The following is a 16564-nucleotide window of genomic DNA, read 5'->3' on the forward strand; positions in this document are numbered from 1 at the left end:
TACCCAGTGTAGCCGCGAGAACGCCGAAGCCGGACGTAAAGGCGCCGCGCTGTTTTTTTTCGATACCTGGTTCATGCCGGGCTCAAGTCTTCATGGCGTGCCGGCGCAAGGTGGATTCGACTATCCTGAAGGCGGCGCCGCTCGCGCGGTTTTCCTCGCTGCATGGACATTCAAGGAGAGGCAATGGAGAGATATGTGGATGGCTTTCTGATCCCGATTGCGCTGGACAAGGTGGACAGGTACCGGGAGATCGCCGGACAGGCCGGCGCGGTATGGAAGGAACACGGCGCGCTCGACTACTACGAGTGCATCGGCGACGACCTGGAGGTCAAGGACATGGTCTCGTTCCGCAAGGCGGCGGGCGCGGCGGAAAACGAGACCGTGGTGTTTTCGTGGATCGTCTATCCGTCGCGCGAGGACCGCGACAGGATCAACGCCGCGGTGATGAACGACCCGCGGATCAAGCAGATGGCGCCGCAGGACCATCCCTTCGATTACCGAAGAATGGCGTATGGCGGCTTCCGTACGCTGGTGGTGTGCTAGGCCTTTTCCGTTAGGGTGGCGTGGCAGGGCGACGCGACGGACACGCGCGCCCTGCGCAAATCAGCCCCCGGACTTGGCGGCGGCGGCCTTCGTCACTTCCATCTGCCCCTGCTGGAACCCGGCGACGGGAATAATCTCGCCGCTGCGGTCGGCGAGGCGTCCGGCACTGGCGGCCAGCACCTCGGCCGCATCGGCGCGTTCGCCGACATGAATGCCGTCGGTGAGCGTGATGTTGGACCGCGAGAAGGTGCCCGCGCCGGCGCACAGCACCGTCTTGCTCGGTGCGTCCTTCGACACCAGCCACAGCATGCCCGGGGTGACGCTTTCCGGCGTCAGCAACGCCAGCGCGTCCGCCCCCATCAGCTCTTCCGTCATGCGCGTGGCGGCGGTCGGCGCCAGGCAGTTGACGCGTATGCCGTACTTCTCGCCTTCGATCGCCAGGGTCTGCATCAGGCCGACCAGCGCCATCTTCGCCGCGCCATAATTGGCCTGGCCGAAGTTGCCGAACAGCCCGGACGAGGAGGTGGTCATCACGATGCGGCCGTAGTTCTGCTGCTTCATGATTTCCCATACCGCCTTGGTGCAATACACCGCCCCCATCAGGTGGACGTCGACGATCGCGCGGAAGTCGTCGAGGCTCATCTTGGAAAAACTCTTGTCGCGCAGGAAGCCGGCGTTGTTCACCAGGATGTCCACCCTGCCCCACTCGCCCATGGCCTGCGCCACCATCTGCTCCACCGCCGCGGGGTCGGTGACGGAAGCGCCGCTGGCGATGGCCTGGCCGCCGGCGGCGCGGATTTCCTCGACCACCTTTTCCGCGGCCGACTGGGTGGATCCGCTGCCGTCACGGGCGACGCCCAGGTCGTTGACGACCACCTTCGCGCCGCGAGCGGCAAGCTGCAGGGCATGCGAACGGCCGAGGCCGCCGCCGGCGCCGGTCACGATGGCGACCTGGTTGTCGAAACGGATGGGAGTGGAAGTGCTGTCGGAGACGTTCATGGCTGCGGAATGAATGGAATGTTGATTTGAGGAACCAACGGGATGATACCGCAGCGCACGCGACCCGGCGCAATGCCGCTCAGGCGATCTCGCCGCCCAGCACCGGGGGCGACTTGTGCACCTTGGGGATATGCCGGTCCAGCCGTACCCAGGGCTGGGCACAGGCGGTCCAGATGTCCGCTACCGGATGAAACCATGTCGGGTCGTCGAGGCTGATGGCACTGACGACGCAGACATCCTCCTCCGCGTCGCTGCGTGCCAGCAGCGGATAGCCGCACCGGGCACAGGCGGTGCGCGACGCATGCTTGTCGTCACGCACCAGATGCGCCAGCCTGCGCGTTTCCCCGCTCAGCTGCATCATCCGGAGCGACAGCACGAGCAGCGGTGCGAAGGGGGCGCCGCTCAGTTTCTGGCAGCCATGGCAGTGGCAGTTGTACATTGCGACTGGCTCGGCGTCGCAACGGAAGCGCGCGGCGCCGCAAGGGCAGCCGCCGAAGAATGGAATCCGCATGGCCATGCTCCTCCTGGTGTTTCCCGGCAAGGCAGCGTGCGCGTGAACGGCCGGGCGTCCACGGCCCGGCCTCGTACCGCCGGGGCGGGCGGCACGACTACCCGGGTGCAAGGACGTGACTGTCTGTGTTTGACGGCGCGGGACGGAGAGGTTCCGGCTTCCTACTTTTGCCGGTTCGTCAGCGTCACCCCGCCGACCACCAGCAGGCCGCCGACGATCATCGACAGCAGGACCGGTTCGGCCAGCAAGAGGGCCGCCAGCAGGATCCCGAACACCGGCACCAGGTTGTTGAATACCGCGGTGCGCGCCGGACCGATCGTCTTCACCCCCTGGTAGTACCAGATGAAACCGATGACAGTCCCGAACACGCCGAGATAGGCGATGGCGGCGTAGACCTGCCAGTCCAGCGCCGCCCAGTCGACATGCGGCGCTTCAAGAACCGCGCCGCCGCCCAGCAGCAGCAAACCCCAGGCTGCCGCGTAGGTGGTCGCCGCGACCGGCGACAGTCCCTTGAGCGCAAAGCGTCCGATGATGGTGTAGGCCGCCCAGCTGCTTACGGCGCACAGCATCAGCAGTTCCCCCGCGCCGATCGCGCGGCGGATGTCATGCCACGCTCCAGCCAGGTCGCCGCGGGTGATCACGACGGCGGCGCCGACGAAGGCGACCAGGATCCCGGCCCAGCGCGTGCCCCCCAGCCGCTCGCGCAGCAGCAGCGCCAGCAGCAGCGCGGTGACGATGGGATTGAGCGCGACGAACAGCGCGGTGCGCCCCGCGGGCATGCGCGACAGCGCACCGAAGAAGCAGACGTTGTAGAGAAAGATGCCGGAAAGCCCGAGGGCGAAGGTCATCAGCAGCTGCTTGCGGTCGAGCCGTGGCAGACCACCCTCCAGCCGCCATGCGACCAGCACCAGCAGCGGCACCGCGACCGCAAAACGCAGCGCCGCGGCGGTCATCGCCGGCATCTGGTGCGCAACGATCCGGCCGGCGATGAAGGTGCCGCCCCAGAACAGCGCGACAAGCACCAGGCGCAGGTAGACGGGGACGACGGAGGCTGCAACGGCAGCGGGCGGGAGAGGGGTGCTGGAGGAAATACGCATGGCGCTCATTGCTCGGGTCGAGCCCGCCACGATACCGTAAAGCGCATTCCCTTGCCGAAAGGAAAGAAAACTCCCGGGTGCGAGCGTCACACCCGGAAGCATGGGGCCCTGCCGATCAGTAGTTCAGGCGTCCGCCCGCGCCGACCACCCCGATGTCGAGGTAGTGGGAGCCGACACGCTTGGTGTCGCTGAAGCTGATCGGGAAACCCGCGAGCGAGTAGCCGTTCATCGAGGAGAGCGCCTTGGTGACCTTTTCCGGCGTCGGCTGCGGACCCGCCATGCGGATCGCTTCGGTCAGCAGGCGGATGTTCAGGTACACCTCGAAATTGGTCGGGTTGGCGCTGATGCCCTTGCCATATGGCGACTTCAGGAAGGTCTGGAATTCCTTTGCCAGCGGCAAAGTCGTCGAGTTGGGGTTGGGCACCACCTGGCTGATGCCGACGCCGCGCACCCGCTTCTCGCCGACACTGTCGGTCAGCAGCTTGGCGGGCACGAAGGACAGCGTGTAGATCTGCGAAGCGCCCATCGGTGCGTCGTACACCTTCATGAAGCGGATCACCGCGTCCGGCACGCCCATCAGGAAGATGGCCTGCGGCTTGGCATCGACGATCTGCTTTGCATGGGTGCTGAAGTCGGTCTCGCCCGGCTTGTACGGCGTCTTGCTGACCACCTCGAACATGTAGTCGGCCGCGGCCTTGGCGATGCTCTGGTTGATGCCGGCGCCGAAGCCGTCGTCCTGGTACAGCACCGCCACCCGCTTCAGGCCGAGGGTGGAGGCAAGGCGCGCGATCTTCATCACCTCGTCCGTATAGCTGGCGCGGGTATGGAAGATCATTTCCGAGCCGGGGCCGCGGATCACATCCGCGCCGCTGAATACGCCGAGCAGCGGCACCTTGTGCTTGTTCAGCACGCCGGACTTGATGATGCCGATGGTGTTGGCGGTGCCAACGGCATTGACCAGCGCGACGACATTGTCCTTGGTGATGGCTTCCTCGGCCAGCACCGCCGTCTTCTTCGGATCGTACTGGTCGTCCTTGATCACGCGCACCACCTTGTTGCCGTTGATGCCGCCCTTGTCGTTGACCATGTCGAGGAATTTCGTGACGAGCGCGGTGCCTTCCGCGCCGGTGGTGGCGTTGGGTCCGGTGATGCCGGCCACGGAACCGATTCTCACTTCCCCGGCCTGTGCCAGGCCAATCGCCGAACAGGCGAACAGGATGGCGATGCTCTTCCTTGCAAACATGGTTGTCTCCCTAGTTGTCGTTGATTGTCAGTCGTTTTTCGTCGTTGTACCGCTTGCTGCCAACTCCTTGCTGCAACTCCTCTTCAATCCATTGCGCTACCTGCTGCGCGCGTGCTGCATATCACCTTCAGGCGACGCCGGCCGGCGCGGCGAACAGCGCCGGCAGGTCGTCCGGCGGCAACGGCTTGCTCACATAGAATCCCTGGACCGCGTCGCACGCGCTCAGGCGCAGGAACCGCTCCTGTTCCGCCGTCTCCACGCCTTCGGCGACCACCGTGGCCCGCAGCTCGCGGCCGAAGTTGATGATGGCCTCGGTCAGCGCGCGGCTCTCGGGCTGGCCGTCGAGATTGCGGATGAACGAACGATCCACCTTCAGGGTGTCGACGGGCAGTTCGCGCATCTGGCCCAGCGTCGTGTAGCCGCTGCCGAAGTCCTCGACCGCCAGCTTGACGCCGAGCCCCTTGAGCGCGCGCAGCGTGGCTGCCGCCCGCTGCGGCTCGTGGAACAGCATGGCCTCGGTGATTTCCAGCTCCAGCCGTTCCGGTGCCAGTCCGGACGCGGCAAGGGCGTCGCCGATGTCCTGCAGCAGCCGCGGATGCGCGAACTGCGTCGGCGACAGGTTGACCGCCATGGCCACCGGCGGCAGTCCCATCCGCTGCCAGGCGATCGCCTGCTCGCACGCGGCGCGCAGCACCCATTTCCCGATCGGGATGATGGCGCCGGACTCTTCGGCGATGCGCAGGAACTGGACCGGCGCCACCGTACCGAGCCGAGGGTTGTGCCAGCGCAGCAGCGCCTCGACGCCGGAGATCTCGCCATTGGCGAGCGCGCGCCGGACCTGGTACTGCAGCACGAACTCATCGCGCACCAGCGCGTGGCGCAGTTCGTTCTCGACCGTCATCCGCTCGAAGGCGTGCGAATGCACGCCGTGCGAGTAGAAACGGTAGACATTCTTGCCCTCCTCCTTGGCCAGGTACATCGCGCTGTCGGCGTTGCGCAGGAGCGCGCCAGCGTCATCCGCGTCGTCCGGGAACACCGCGATGCCGATGCTGGCGCTGACCCTGCACTCCTGCCCGGCCACGACGACCGGCAGGGCCGCCGCGGCCAGCAGTTTTTCGGCCACCGTGGTCGCCTGCGCCTCGCCCTCCAGTTCCTGCACCAGCACGACGAATTCGTCGCCGCCGAGGCGGGCCACGATATCGCTGCTGCGCAGGGTTTCGGTGAAGCGATGGGCGATCTCCTTCAGCAGCGCGTCGCCGGCCTCGTGGCCGAGGGTGTCGTTAACCAGCTTGAAGCGGTCGAGGTCGATGAACAGCAACGCAAACTTGCGCCCGCTCCGGCGCGACATGCGGGCGGCCATGTCGAGCAGCTGGGTGAACATCAGGCGGTTCGGCAGGCCGGTCAGGATGTCGTGCGTGGCGAGATGCTCGATGCGCTGCTGCGCCAGCCGCTTCTCGGTGATCTCGCGGGCGACGCCGCGATAACCCTGCAGCGCACCTGTGGCGTCGAGCAGCGCCCGGCCGCTGACGCTGACGATGTACTCCTCGCCGTCCGCGGTGCGGCGCTTCATCACGATGTCACGGAATTCCTGCTGTTGCGCGACCAGCTGCCGATAGCTGTCCCAGCCGCCTTCGAGCTCGACCTCGAAGCCGGTCTCCCACGGCAGCTTGCCGATCAGGGCGGCTTCGGGCGGCGCGGCGTGCCTGCCGTCGGTCTCGACGCGACTGAAGCGCAACTGCGCATCCTGTTCCCAGAACCAGTCGGAAGACAGTTCCGTCAGCGCCCGGAAGCGGGCCTCGCTCTCCGTAAGCGCCATGCTCTTGGCCTTGAGCCCGCGCCGCAGGGCGCCGGCATAGTTGCCGACCCAGACGAAACGCGCAAGGCAGGTGACGAACACCACGAACAGGAGGAGGCGCGCGGCGCCGGTATCGACCGGGAAAGAGATCAGGTGCCCGGATGCCAGGAAGGCCGGCAGCACCATGAGCGCCGCCAGCATCAGCAGCATGCGGAACTGGCCGGCGGTCAGCGTGAAAAGCCCGTAGGCGAATACCTGGAAGATATTCAGCAGGAAGAAGATCCCGATCGCGGGCGCAAGCCACAGGCACAGGCACTGGTTGGCGGTGGCCAGCACCAGCTGCGGAAACGAGAGCGTCGGGTCGGCGAAACGCTCGGTGTACCCGCGCCGCAGCATGATGGAAACCACGCCGACGTATGCAAGCCCGATGGCGAGGTAGAGCAGCGGCAGTCCCATGCCGATGCTGGCGATCCTCGCCAGGACGGCGAGCACGGCGGCATCCGCCGTCCAGCTCAACGCGACCGCGCGCAGTGCGCGCATGTTGGCGTCGACCTCGCGCGTGCCGCGCGCGGTTCCCTGCTTGCCCATCCGGTATCTCCGCCTTGCTCTTCTTATGCCCACCACATCGCTGCCAGGCGACTGGGCGTTTATATTGATTGCCTATAAGCCATATTTACCATTATTCAGCCGGCGCCACAATACAGGCGGCACAAATGAGAAGGCCCGCGCCGCTTTCGCGGGCGGGCCTGGGAGCGACCGGCCCCTTGGCCGATTACTTGTACACCCCGCAGCTTACGACCAGGTTGCCCGTGCGCTTGGTGAAGGTGGTCTTCGCCTCGATCTGCTTGGTCACCGGGTTGGGCCATTTGTAGTCGGTCCAGCCTTCACCCGTCTTCGATGCGGCCACTTCCGCCATCTTCTTCACGAAGTAGACGCCGTCGGCATCCTTCAGGTCGGTCATGTCCTTGCCGACCAGGCGCGGATTGGCGCCGTGCGCGAGCGTGACGGTGCGGTCCTTGCTGGAATCCCAGTTGGGGATGTAGTCGCTGGCGAAGAGATAGATCTCGCCGTTGGCGAACGTGCCCTTCGGATTATTGATCTCGGCGATCAGCTTGTCCTTGCCATTTGCAGCCAGGAAGTCGCCGGCGCTCTTCACCAGCTTGACGCAGTCTTCCTTGCTGTCGGCTTGCGCGGCGCCAGCCAGTACGGCCAGCGCGGATGCGATCGATACGAGTACAGCGGCCTTCATACTTTCTTTCTCCAGTTGTTAACAATATTTCCGGCGGGAAAGTATAGCGATCGCTGCACTGGAATGGAGCGCGATCCGGCTAGAGATTCGCCTCTAGTGGGCAGAAAGCCACGCAAAAATGACAATACAAGCTTGCGCGGATGCGCGAGCGCGCGGCGCCGGGACAAAAAAAAATGGCGGGAAGCCGTGTTGCGCCTCCCGCCTTTCCGTCCATGCGGCCTCCCCGTAGCGGGCGCGGCGTGGCGTCGTCTACTTGTTGAAGGTGTCCTTGATATTGCCGACGGTCTTCTGCACCTGGGCCTCGACCTGCTTCTGGATGCCCTTGCTCTCCTGCCTTTCATTGCCAGTGACTTCGCCGGTCTTTCTCTGCAGCTTGGCTGCGGCGTCCTTGACATTGCCCTTGATCTGGTCTTGGTTCATGTTCGGCTCCTTTCACATCGGTGGGTCACGTTATTGTGACGCCGGAACAAGCATGAAGTTCGGCCAATGCACGCGGCGCGCCGCGGCGTCCGTCTCCCCGGCTCAGAACACGAAGAAATAGAGCAGGAGCGCAATGATGATGGCGGCAAAGATGATGTTTGCGACGACGTCCTCGGGATGCACCGTACCTCCTTGTTTTCCGGGGTTCTGACCCGCTCCGCCCGGCGGAGTTTGACGGGCGGCGACGACTGTTGCGATGACTCACCCGTGTAAGATTTTGTTAGTCCAGGCAGCCGCGGCCGCAGCGTGAATGGGTAGAATCCCGGCCAGCACGCCCCGCGTGCCTGTTCAGGCGTCTAGGCCATCCGGCCAGTCCGGCATCCGATCCGGCAGTTATCCGACCGTGGGAAGTCGTGTATCTTGCAGTCGACATCCGGCATTCGGAATTGAGGAGAGTTACTTGCACGCGCTGTTGATCGACGACCATGCACTGTTCAGGCAAGGCCTGAAGTTCCTGCTGTCAGACCTGGACAAGAACATCCGCTTTCTCGAGGCGGACACCTGCGAGGCCGCACTGGCGCTGCCCCGGGACCAGAAGATCGACCTGGTCCTGCTCGACATGAACCTGCCCGGCCTCAACGGCATCGATGCGCTGAACGCGGTGCGGCAGGCCTATGAATCGTCGATCGTCGTGGTGCTGTCGAGCGAGGACACGCCCGCGGGCATCCGCCGGGTGATCGAGCATGGCGCTTCCGGCTTCATCCCGAAATCCTCCACGCCGCCGGTATTCATCGCCGCCTTGCGGCTGGTCCTTGCCGGCGGCACCTACCTGCCGGCACATGCACTCAACGCGCCGCCGGCCGACACCCCGGCGGCGGAGCGCCGCCGCCCCGCGATACAGGGCCTGTCCGACCGCCAGGTCGAAGTGCTGCTGAAGGCGATCCAGGGCAAGGCGAACAAGGTGATCGCCAAGGAAATGGACCTGGCCGAAGGCACGATCAAGGCGCACCTGTCCGCCTCGTTCCGGGCGCTGGGCGTGCAGAACCGGACGGAAGCCGTGTTCGCCGCCGCCCGCCTCGGACTGACCGAACTGGACGCCAAGCAGGGCTGAGGCATGTACGCTGCAAGGCGGTCCGGCAACGTGCCGCCCTGCCTCGCTCACACCGTCACTGTCGCCGGCACCCCCGCCAGTCGTTCATGACTGGCCGCCGGCTGCGCCGGCGATTCCCGGCTCCACGTGCACTCCACCTTCCATCCGGCGCCGTCCGGCACCACCCGCAGCAGCGCGAAGCCATCGCCCGCGGGCGCGAAAGCCGTCCGCACGCTGCATGCATACGCCCGTCGACCGCCCGTGGCGTCCCCGACTGAAAATGCAAAATCCTCCTCGGCCGCCAGATCGTCGGCCTTCGCATTGGCGAAGGGATAGGGCGCGTACAGCGCCGAACTGTGGATCGAGCGTATCCGTACGCTGCGGCCCTCCGGTCCGGTGATGGTGGCGGTCGCATCGCAGGACAGGTGCTCGTCGCCCGACAGGAACACCAGGTCGCGGAAATCGTTGTCGGCGATCCAGGCAAGCAGCGCGTGCATCGACGCCGGGTAGCCGTCCCAGGCATCGGAATGCAGCGCCGATGCCGGCGCGTCATGCTGCGCCCGGCGCAGGCGCGGCAGCAGGATCGACGGCGAGGCGATGAACTTCGGTCGCGGGTTGTGGCGCTCGCTTTCCAGCCACTGCTTCAGTTTCGTGAACTGGCCTTCGCTGATCAGGCGCGCGCTGTCGACATTGGCGGCCTGCCTCTCCTCGCGCTCGGTGCGGGTGTCGAGCACAAAAAACGGCACCTGGTTGCGCCGGAAGCTGAACCACAACGGAAAGCGCGAGTCCAGGAACGGTGCTTCCAGCGGCGGCCCCGCCTGGCGGAAATGGCGCAGGTAGGCCGCCCTCCCCTCGCGCAGCCGCCGCCGGCCCTGCCGGTCCCCGCGGCGGCGCTCCCAGTTGTCGTCGACCTCGTGGTCGTCCAGCATCGCGTAGACGGGAATGCGCCGGAAGACCGCGCGCACGTCCGGATGGTGCAGCAGCGACGCATAGGGCGCGCCGTAGCGGTCGTCCGCATGCAGCGGATCGAACAGGCCGGCGGTGGCGTCGGCGTAGATCTGGTCGCCGAGGAGCATCAGGAAGTCAGGGCGCCGCGGCGGCACCGGATCGGCGAGCGCCTGCGCCATGCGCCGCCAGGATGCATGGGCGGGCACGCCGTCGACGGCACCGGCCGGGTACTGGCAGCTGGCGAGCGCGAAGCACAATGCCGGCGCCGGCGACGCCATTCGCATCTCCGGCGTCGCGTTGCCGCCTGCGGCGCCGCGCGGTGCGGGCACCGGGACCAGGCCCTTCTCCAGCTCGGCCGGATCTTCCTGCGCGAGGTAGTTTTCCACCGCCAGCGGCAGCATCGCCTCGTACAGCGGGGACAGCTTGTCGAATACCGGGTCGAAGGCATCCGCCTGCGGATAGGCGAACAGCAACAGGACGGCGTCCGCCTTGCCCTGCCATATCGCGACATCGACGCCGCCACGGAACCAGCGGTCCTGCGGCGCCGGATCGTCGAGCGCCTCCACGCGCACCGCCGGCTCCTCGCCCAGTTCACCGGCCCGCGCCAGCACCAGCCGGCCGGCCTCGCGGCGCACCGCCGCCCGCACGACATGGCTGGCACTGCCGAAATTGGGATGGAGGCCGGCGGCGACCACCAGCCTGCCACGGTGGTCGCCGCCGCCGTCGCCGCCGTCGTCGCCGATGAGCGGCCCGATCCAGGGCACCCGCAACACGTGCTGCGGCGGTTTCTGCGCGGATCGCGCGTCCTCCGGTGCCGGTCGCGCTGCCGGTGCGGCGGCGGGCCTGGCAAGGAAGGCTTCCATGTGCTCGAACACGTCGCGCTGCGCATGCCTGCCGATCAGGCAATCCTGGTGACCATAGCCGTCCACCGGCAAGGTCTCGACCGGCACGCCGGCGTCGGCGAACACCCGCTGCATGCGTCCCAGCGTCGCCACGTCGGCGAGGCCGTTCTCGGTGCCGTGCACGCTCAACGTCGGAAAGACCCAGCGCTCGGCAATGTTCTTGCGGCTGACATAGGCGTTGACGCCGTTGCGCGTGGTGATGGTGCGGAAGCGGGCGAAGTGCATGGCCTGCGACACGGTCTGCAGGCTCAGCGGACCGAACAGGTCGTCCATCTGCCGCAGGGTGCGCGGCGCCAGGTTCTTCAGGCTGAAGTCCCTGCCGTACAGCGCATCCATCCGGTGCCGGATCCGGGTGAAAGGCGTCCGCCTGGCGAACAGCCACCACGGCGGGTTCTCGATGTCGAACTCCTCGTCCGGATACGGCAGCGTCGACAGCAGGCGGTCGAGCAGGTCGTCGGCGAGGGACGGGTTGGCCGGATTGAACTGGTAGTCGACCAGCGGCAGCAGCTGGCGCACGTAGCGCATGATCCAGGCACGCAGCACGTTGTCCGGCGTGAGGACGACCAGCGGGCCGACCTGCGACAGCATGACCTTGCCGATGCGTTGCGGCAGCGCTTCCCGCTCGTGGAAATACCGCTCGTCCCCGCGCGGCGGCTTGAGCACCGCCATGCCGAGCATCGCGGCGCCCATGCAGTGCGCAAGGATGTCGATCTTCTGCACCGGCGCACCGGGCAACGGATTGACCTGTCGGTGGATGAAGCCGATCGCGGCGGGAATGTCGGCAAACGCGGCGTCCTCGAAACACCATGGATGGGTCGCGGTCGGCATGCCGGCGCTGGTGCGCATATCCAGCACCCACACGTCGCGTCCCTTGCCGGCAAAGTAGCCGGCAAGGTTGGGCTGCACGGCGTGATGGGCGAAGGTGGTGCCGCTGGTGCTGTAGCCGTGGATCATCAGCAGCGGCTGCCGTGCCGTCGCATCCCGACGGTATCGTGTCAGCCGGATCCGCACCGGCTCGCCGCCCGGAAGCTGCCCGACTTCGAACGCATGGATCTCGGGCGGCGGCAATCCCGGCAGGCGGCCAGGCAGGCGTTGCGCCGCCCGGCGCGGCATCGCGTCCGGCTTGCGGAAACTCCACGTATGGACGGTCGCCATCATCCGCAGCACATAAGCCAGCAGGCCGGCCAGGTCGGCCAGCGCGGCGGGCTGGTCCTGCTGCCCCACGATACGCAGCAGCGGCCACTGGCGGCTCGCCAGGAAGCGGGTATCGAGCCGCAGCCGCGGCACCGTGCCCGCCTGCATGCCGGGGAACAGGTCCAGCGTCATCTCCGTGAGCTGTCGCCAGGGGTTTGCGCGGCGGACGTAGGCGAGCCGCTTGTGGCCCGCAATGCGGGCGCCGGCGAGCAGCCCCGCCGCATAATGGGCCTGGGGCGCCTGCTTGACCGGCGCGCCCGCTTCAAGCCGGTATTCCAGGCGGCGCGCGTGACGGGCGTGGGACGCCAGCGCCCAGCTGGTCCTGGCCCGCCCGAGCAGGTTCAGTGCGCCGCGGTCTCCGCCCTCGCCGCGCAGCGCGAGGCGCAGGCGTTCCGACAATTCCTGCCAGGTATCGCGCACGCCCCGGTTGCCGAGCCATGCGGCGATCGCCTTCAACGTGCCGGCCAAGTAGGGACTGTCCTCGCGGACGAATGCATGCAGCGTTCCCGACAGCGGCGCGATGAATTCGGCGGCCGCATCCAGCATCTCCTCGGTCGCCGGGTCCGGCGGATGCCGCCCGGCGGCAGGCCGGCGCCCCATCAATGCGTCCCAGTCCTCCGGGGCGAAGATGCGCAAGCGGCCGGAAGAGGCCTCGCCGTCGTCGCGCGCGATTTCCAGCAGCGCATCCTGCCGCGCCAGGTCGGTGGCGGCCAGCGGCCGGAACATCAGCGTCAGCTCGACCACCCGGGTGACCGGCTTGCCGTCCGCGCCACGCAGCTGCACCTGTCCCGACATCCGCTCCAGCACCTGCACCTCGGTCGGCGCGGCGGGCGCAGGACCCGGCGCCGGGCGAAAGCGCGGACGCAGCAGCGGCGGCGGCGGGGCGTCGGTATGCGCCGGTGCGCGGATGCCCCATTCCTCGCGCAGCGCGGCAACGGCGCGCAAGGCGAGCGCCGCGATGGTCAGCGCCGGGTTGACGGACAGGGCGGCCGGAACGACTGCGCCGTCCAGCACCACCAGCCCAGCGTGCACCCCGCCGCCGGCGCGGTCGAAGACCTGCCCGACATGGTTGACCACCCCGGTCGCGCAGTCGTCCCCCATCGCGCAGCCGCCGAGGGGATGGACGGTCAGCGGCGGTCCCTTGCCGACCTCGAGCACGCTGTCCATCTCCGGCGGCAGCAATTGCCACAACGGATGCGGCAGCATCCGGCCGCCAATCCCCGCGCCCGATGCCATCGCGCGCAGGCTGTCCATCTGCCTGCTGAACAGGGCACTGTCGCGCAGCCCCGGCCAGCGCACCCGCACGCCGCCGTCCTCATCCGGGCCGGCATCCGGCGTCAGCTCCAGCACACCCTGCGCGCCGTCGTCGCCCATCACCGCATACAACGCGGTACGGCCGAACGCATCGCGATCGATCGCATGCGGATCGGGACTGCCGGCGTCCGCCGGCGCGTTGCTGGGGGTGGCCAGGCCATGCAGGCTGGCCGCGGTGCACACCGCTTCCTCGAACACGCGGCGCAACGGTCCCGGCACCGCCATCTCCTCCACCAGGAATCCGCCGGCCGCGCGGCCGTCCAGCATGCCGGTGATGGTGGGTCCGATCCCGCGGCGCTCGGGCGCGCTCGCCTCGTCCGCCACGGCGTTGACCGCGTCGCCGTGACCGTAGCCGGCGACCAGCAGGTCGCCGTTGGCGGAAAAACGGTGGCCGAGCATGTTCGACAGCGCCAGTCCCCCGTCCCGCGAGCGCAGCAGGATCTCGGTGGAGCCGAAGGTGCCGGCGGCAAGGATCAGTCGGCGGGCGGTCACCTGCAGCGGCGCCCGCTGCTTCTTGCGCAGCGCGGCTGTCGTGTGCACCACCTCGACCGCCCAGCCATCCTGCGCCGGCAGGATGCGCAGCACGGTCGCGCCGGTGTAGATCTCCGCGCCCCGCCGCTGCGCCTGTGCCAGCAGGTTGACGTCGAGCGAGTTCTTCGCGCCGTGGTTGCAACCGGTCGCGCAGTCGCCGCAGCGTTTGCAGGCGTCCAGCAGCACGCCGGCCTGGTTCGGCCCGGGCGCCATGGCGATCGTCACCGGCGCGTCGCCGAAGGCAACGCCGGGGCTGCCCTCGCCCAGCCTGCGCAGCGCCGCGTGCTTGGGCGGCGCGCCGGCTGCATGGCGGGAGATGGTATTGGCACCGCTGTCGTCGCCGGCCCCCAGACGGCGGCGGGCGCGCGCAAACCATGCCGGCAGCGTGCGGTCGGTCCGCAGGGCTGCGGGCCAGGCCGCGCCAAAGGCGTCCAGGTCCGGCTCCAGCATCACGCCGGCATTGATCAGCGAGCCGCCGCCGAGGCCATTGGCGACGACCGCGCTGACATCCGCGCCGGCGCGCAGGTCGAACAGGCCGTCGCGCGGTCCCGCCGGCTGGCGCGCAAAAGGCGTCTCGACGCGCACATGTCCCGGCAATTCGGCAAAGCGGGAGGGAAACGCACCGGGCAGGTATTCGCGGCCCCGTTCGAGCAGGCACAGCGAGACCGGGCGCTGTCCGCCGTTGCCGTCATCCACCGTGCATCCCGCCAGTTCGGCAGCGGCGACGGCGCCGCCATAGCCGCTGCCGACGACCAGTACGTCGTAGTCGAACGGCGGACGCCGCGCGCGTTGGCCGAGGGCGCGTTCGAGCGACTCCAGTCCCCTGGAGAGCCAGGCGGTGGCGCCGTCTTTGCCGTTGTCGTCGCTATGCAATTGCGCTTTCCCCCGACTGCTGGACCGCCTCGGCGATCACCCGCTTCAGCAGCTCCGCCGGAACCGGCTTGTGCAGCAGCAGGATCCCGGCATCCTCCGCCTCCTGCAGGCGGTCGGGCGCGGTGTCGCCGCTGATCAGCACCGCGGCGGCGTCCGGATACAGGCTGCGCACTTCCTGCACGGCGCGGATGCCGCTGTCGCCGCCGCGCAGCCGCAGGTCGGCCAGCACCAGGTCGGGCCGGGTGTCCCTGGCAAGCGCCAGCGCGCCGGCGCTGCTGTCCGCGAGGCAGACCCGGGCGCCCATGCCTTCGAGCAGGATGCGCATGCCTTCCCGTATCGCCGCCTCGTCGTCGACGACGAGCACATGGATGATTGCCGGCGGCAGCGTCACCGGGGCGGAGGGCGGCCGCGCCGCCGCCGCCTCCGCGCATTCCGGCAGCAGCAGGAAGAATTGCGTGCCGGCGCCGGGCTGCGACACCATTTCCATCCGTATCCCGAGCAGGTCCACCAGCCGCCGCACGATCGCCAGGCCGAGCCCGAGTCCCTTGGTGCGGTCGCGCTCCGGATTCTCCAGCTGGTAGAACTCCTCGAAGACGCGCGCCTGCTCGGCGGCGGCGATGCCCGGGCCGGTATCGGACACGGTGAGCACCACTTGCTGCGCCTGCAGGTAGGCCTCGACGCGCACGTCGCCGGCCTGGGTGTACTTGATCGCATTGCCGACCAGGTTGCGCACGATGCGCTCGAACAGCACTGGGTCGGTGCGGGCACGCAGATCGGGCGGACAGTCGACCGCCAGCGCCAGCCCCTTGCGACGCGCATCCGGCGCGCATTCTTCCCGGATTCTGTCCAGCAGCCGGCCGAGCGCGACCGGCTCCGGCATTGCCTGCACGACGCCGGCGTCGAGCTTGGAGATGTCGAGCAGCGAATCGAGCTGGGCCGCCAGGACCTCGAGCGCGGTGTTGATATGGGAAGAAATCTCGCGGCTGCGGTCGTCGAGCGGCCGCATCTCGAGCGCGGCGGCGAACAGCGACAGGGTATGCACCGGCTGCCGCAGGTCGTGGCTCGCGGATGCAAGGAAACGCGTCTTGGCGCGGCTCGCCGATTCGGCCAGCTCCAGCGCCGCCTGCAGCTGGCGGTTGAGGGCCGCCTGCTGCAGCCGGATCTCGAACGATTCACGGAACAGGCGGTGTGCATCCTTCGCCAGCGCCAGCAGCACCATGCCGAACAGCGCGGTGACCAGCGCCACGGACTCGTTGACCCACCAGCCGCGCGAATCAGCCACCGGCAGCACCGCCCACAGCACGGTGAGCGTGCCGAGCGTGGGCAGCAGATAGGCAACGAACACCGGCCGATAACCGGCGGTGGTGGCAACGGAACCGGCGCACAGGCCGATCAGCAGGAAGGACTGGATCGCGCGCTCGAAGCCCGACAGCTCGGGAAAGAAGGCCAGCGACAGGGCGTGGGTACTCCCGTTGGCCGCGCTCAGCAGGACCGCGATATGCAGGCGCCGCTGCTCGCTGTACCCGTTCCAGCCCGGCAGGCGCCCGAGGACGACCCAGCGTACCGTGAGCACGCAGGCCACGAGCGCCAGCCACAGGACCCATGCGGCAGTGGGCACGTAGGGCGCCGCGATCGAGGCAATCAGTACCGCGGCGAGAAATACCGGGACCGGCACCCGCGTGCCCTGGCGCGCCAGCAGCCGCAAAAGTTCCTGTTCGATCGTACCGGCGACCGCCGGCGTTCGTGCATTTCGCTCCATTGTTCCCGCCACCCGCGTCTCCAGGGGCCAAGCGGCCCGGGTCAAGTACATGCTTTCTGAAACTTTCCGTAATGCAGCTTTTCCTTGAAGTATCGC

Annotated in this window: 11 protein-coding genes; 2 read left to right on the plus strand and 9 right to left on the minus strand. The window is 67.9% G+C overall.

Annotated features, from left to right (window positions below; translation table 11 throughout):
* Positions 1-183: 183 nt before the first annotated feature.
* A complete protein-coding gene (locus VIM12_RS11665) occupies positions 184-543 on the plus strand; it encodes a DUF1428 domain-containing protein (RefSeq protein ID WP_331941802.1) in 360 nt (119 codons plus the stop codon).
* Positions 544-603: 60 nt separating this feature from the next.
* On the opposite strand, the gene VIM12_RS11670 is transcribed toward VIM12_RS11665, so the two are convergent.
* From VIM12_RS11670 to VIM12_RS11700, 7 genes are all read right to left on the minus strand, one after another.
* Entirely contained in the window at positions 604-1542 is a 939-nt protein-coding gene (locus VIM12_RS11670; RefSeq protein WP_331941803.1) for an SDR family NAD(P)-dependent oxidoreductase, read from the minus strand.
* Positions 1543-1621: 79 nt separating this feature from the next.
* Positions 1622-2053, minus strand: a complete 432-nt coding sequence (locus VIM12_RS11675) for a GFA family protein (RefSeq protein ID WP_331941804.1) — start codon at positions 2051-2053, stop codon at positions 1622-1624.
* A 161-nt stretch (positions 2054-2214) separates the two neighbouring features.
* Positions 2215-3150 (minus strand): DMT family transporter, encoded by a 936-nt coding sequence (locus VIM12_RS11680; protein ID WP_331941805.1) that lies wholly within the window; start codon positions 3148-3150, stop codon positions 2215-2217.
* Positions 3151-3265: 115 nt separating this feature from the next.
* Entirely contained in the window at positions 3266-4393 is a 1128-nt protein-coding gene (locus VIM12_RS11685) for an ABC transporter substrate-binding protein (protein ID WP_331941806.1), read from the minus strand.
* 127 nt (positions 4394-4520) lie between these two features.
* Positions 4521-6776, minus strand: coding sequence for a putative bifunctional diguanylate cyclase/phosphodiesterase (locus tag VIM12_RS11690; protein ID WP_331941807.1), 2256 nt, complete (start codon positions 6774-6776; stop codon positions 4521-4523).
* 184 nt (positions 6777-6960) lie between these two features.
* The gene (locus tag VIM12_RS11695) at positions 6961-7437 is read right to left on the minus strand and encodes a cache domain-containing protein (protein WP_331941808.1); all 477 of its coding nucleotides are present in this window, start codon (positions 7435-7437) and stop codon (positions 6961-6963) included.
* 249 nt (positions 7438-7686) lie between these two features.
* On the minus strand, positions 7687-7857 hold the full coding sequence (locus tag VIM12_RS11700; protein WP_331941809.1) for a CsbD family protein: 171 nt from the start codon (positions 7855-7857) through the stop codon (positions 7687-7689).
* 460 nt (positions 7858-8317) lie between these two features.
* On the opposite strand from VIM12_RS11700, the gene VIM12_RS11705 reads away from it, so the two are divergent.
* Positions 8318-8968: a response regulator transcription factor gene (locus VIM12_RS11705; protein WP_331941810.1), complete on the plus strand. Its 651-nt coding sequence runs from the start codon at positions 8318-8320 to the stop codon at positions 8966-8968.
* A 47-nt stretch (positions 8969-9015) separates the two neighbouring features.
* On the opposite strand, the gene VIM12_RS11710 is transcribed toward VIM12_RS11705, so the two are convergent.
* Both VIM12_RS11710 and VIM12_RS11715 read right to left on the minus strand, forming a co-directional pair.
* Positions 9016-14709: an alpha/beta fold hydrolase gene (locus VIM12_RS11710; RefSeq protein WP_331941811.1), complete on the minus strand. Its 5694-nt coding sequence runs from the start codon at positions 14707-14709 to the stop codon at positions 9016-9018.
* On the minus strand, positions 14702-16468 hold the full coding sequence (locus VIM12_RS11715) for a hybrid sensor histidine kinase/response regulator (protein ID WP_331941812.1): 1767 nt from the start codon (positions 16466-16468) through the stop codon (positions 14702-14704). Before VIM12_RS11715 ends, VIM12_RS11710 begins: the two co-directional genes overlap by 8 nt.
* Positions 16469-16564 lie beyond the last annotated feature (96 nt).

The organism is Noviherbaspirillum sp. (assembly GCF_036563305.1).
Lineage (GTDB): Bacteria > Pseudomonadota > Gammaproteobacteria > Burkholderiales > Burkholderiaceae_D > Noviherbaspirillum.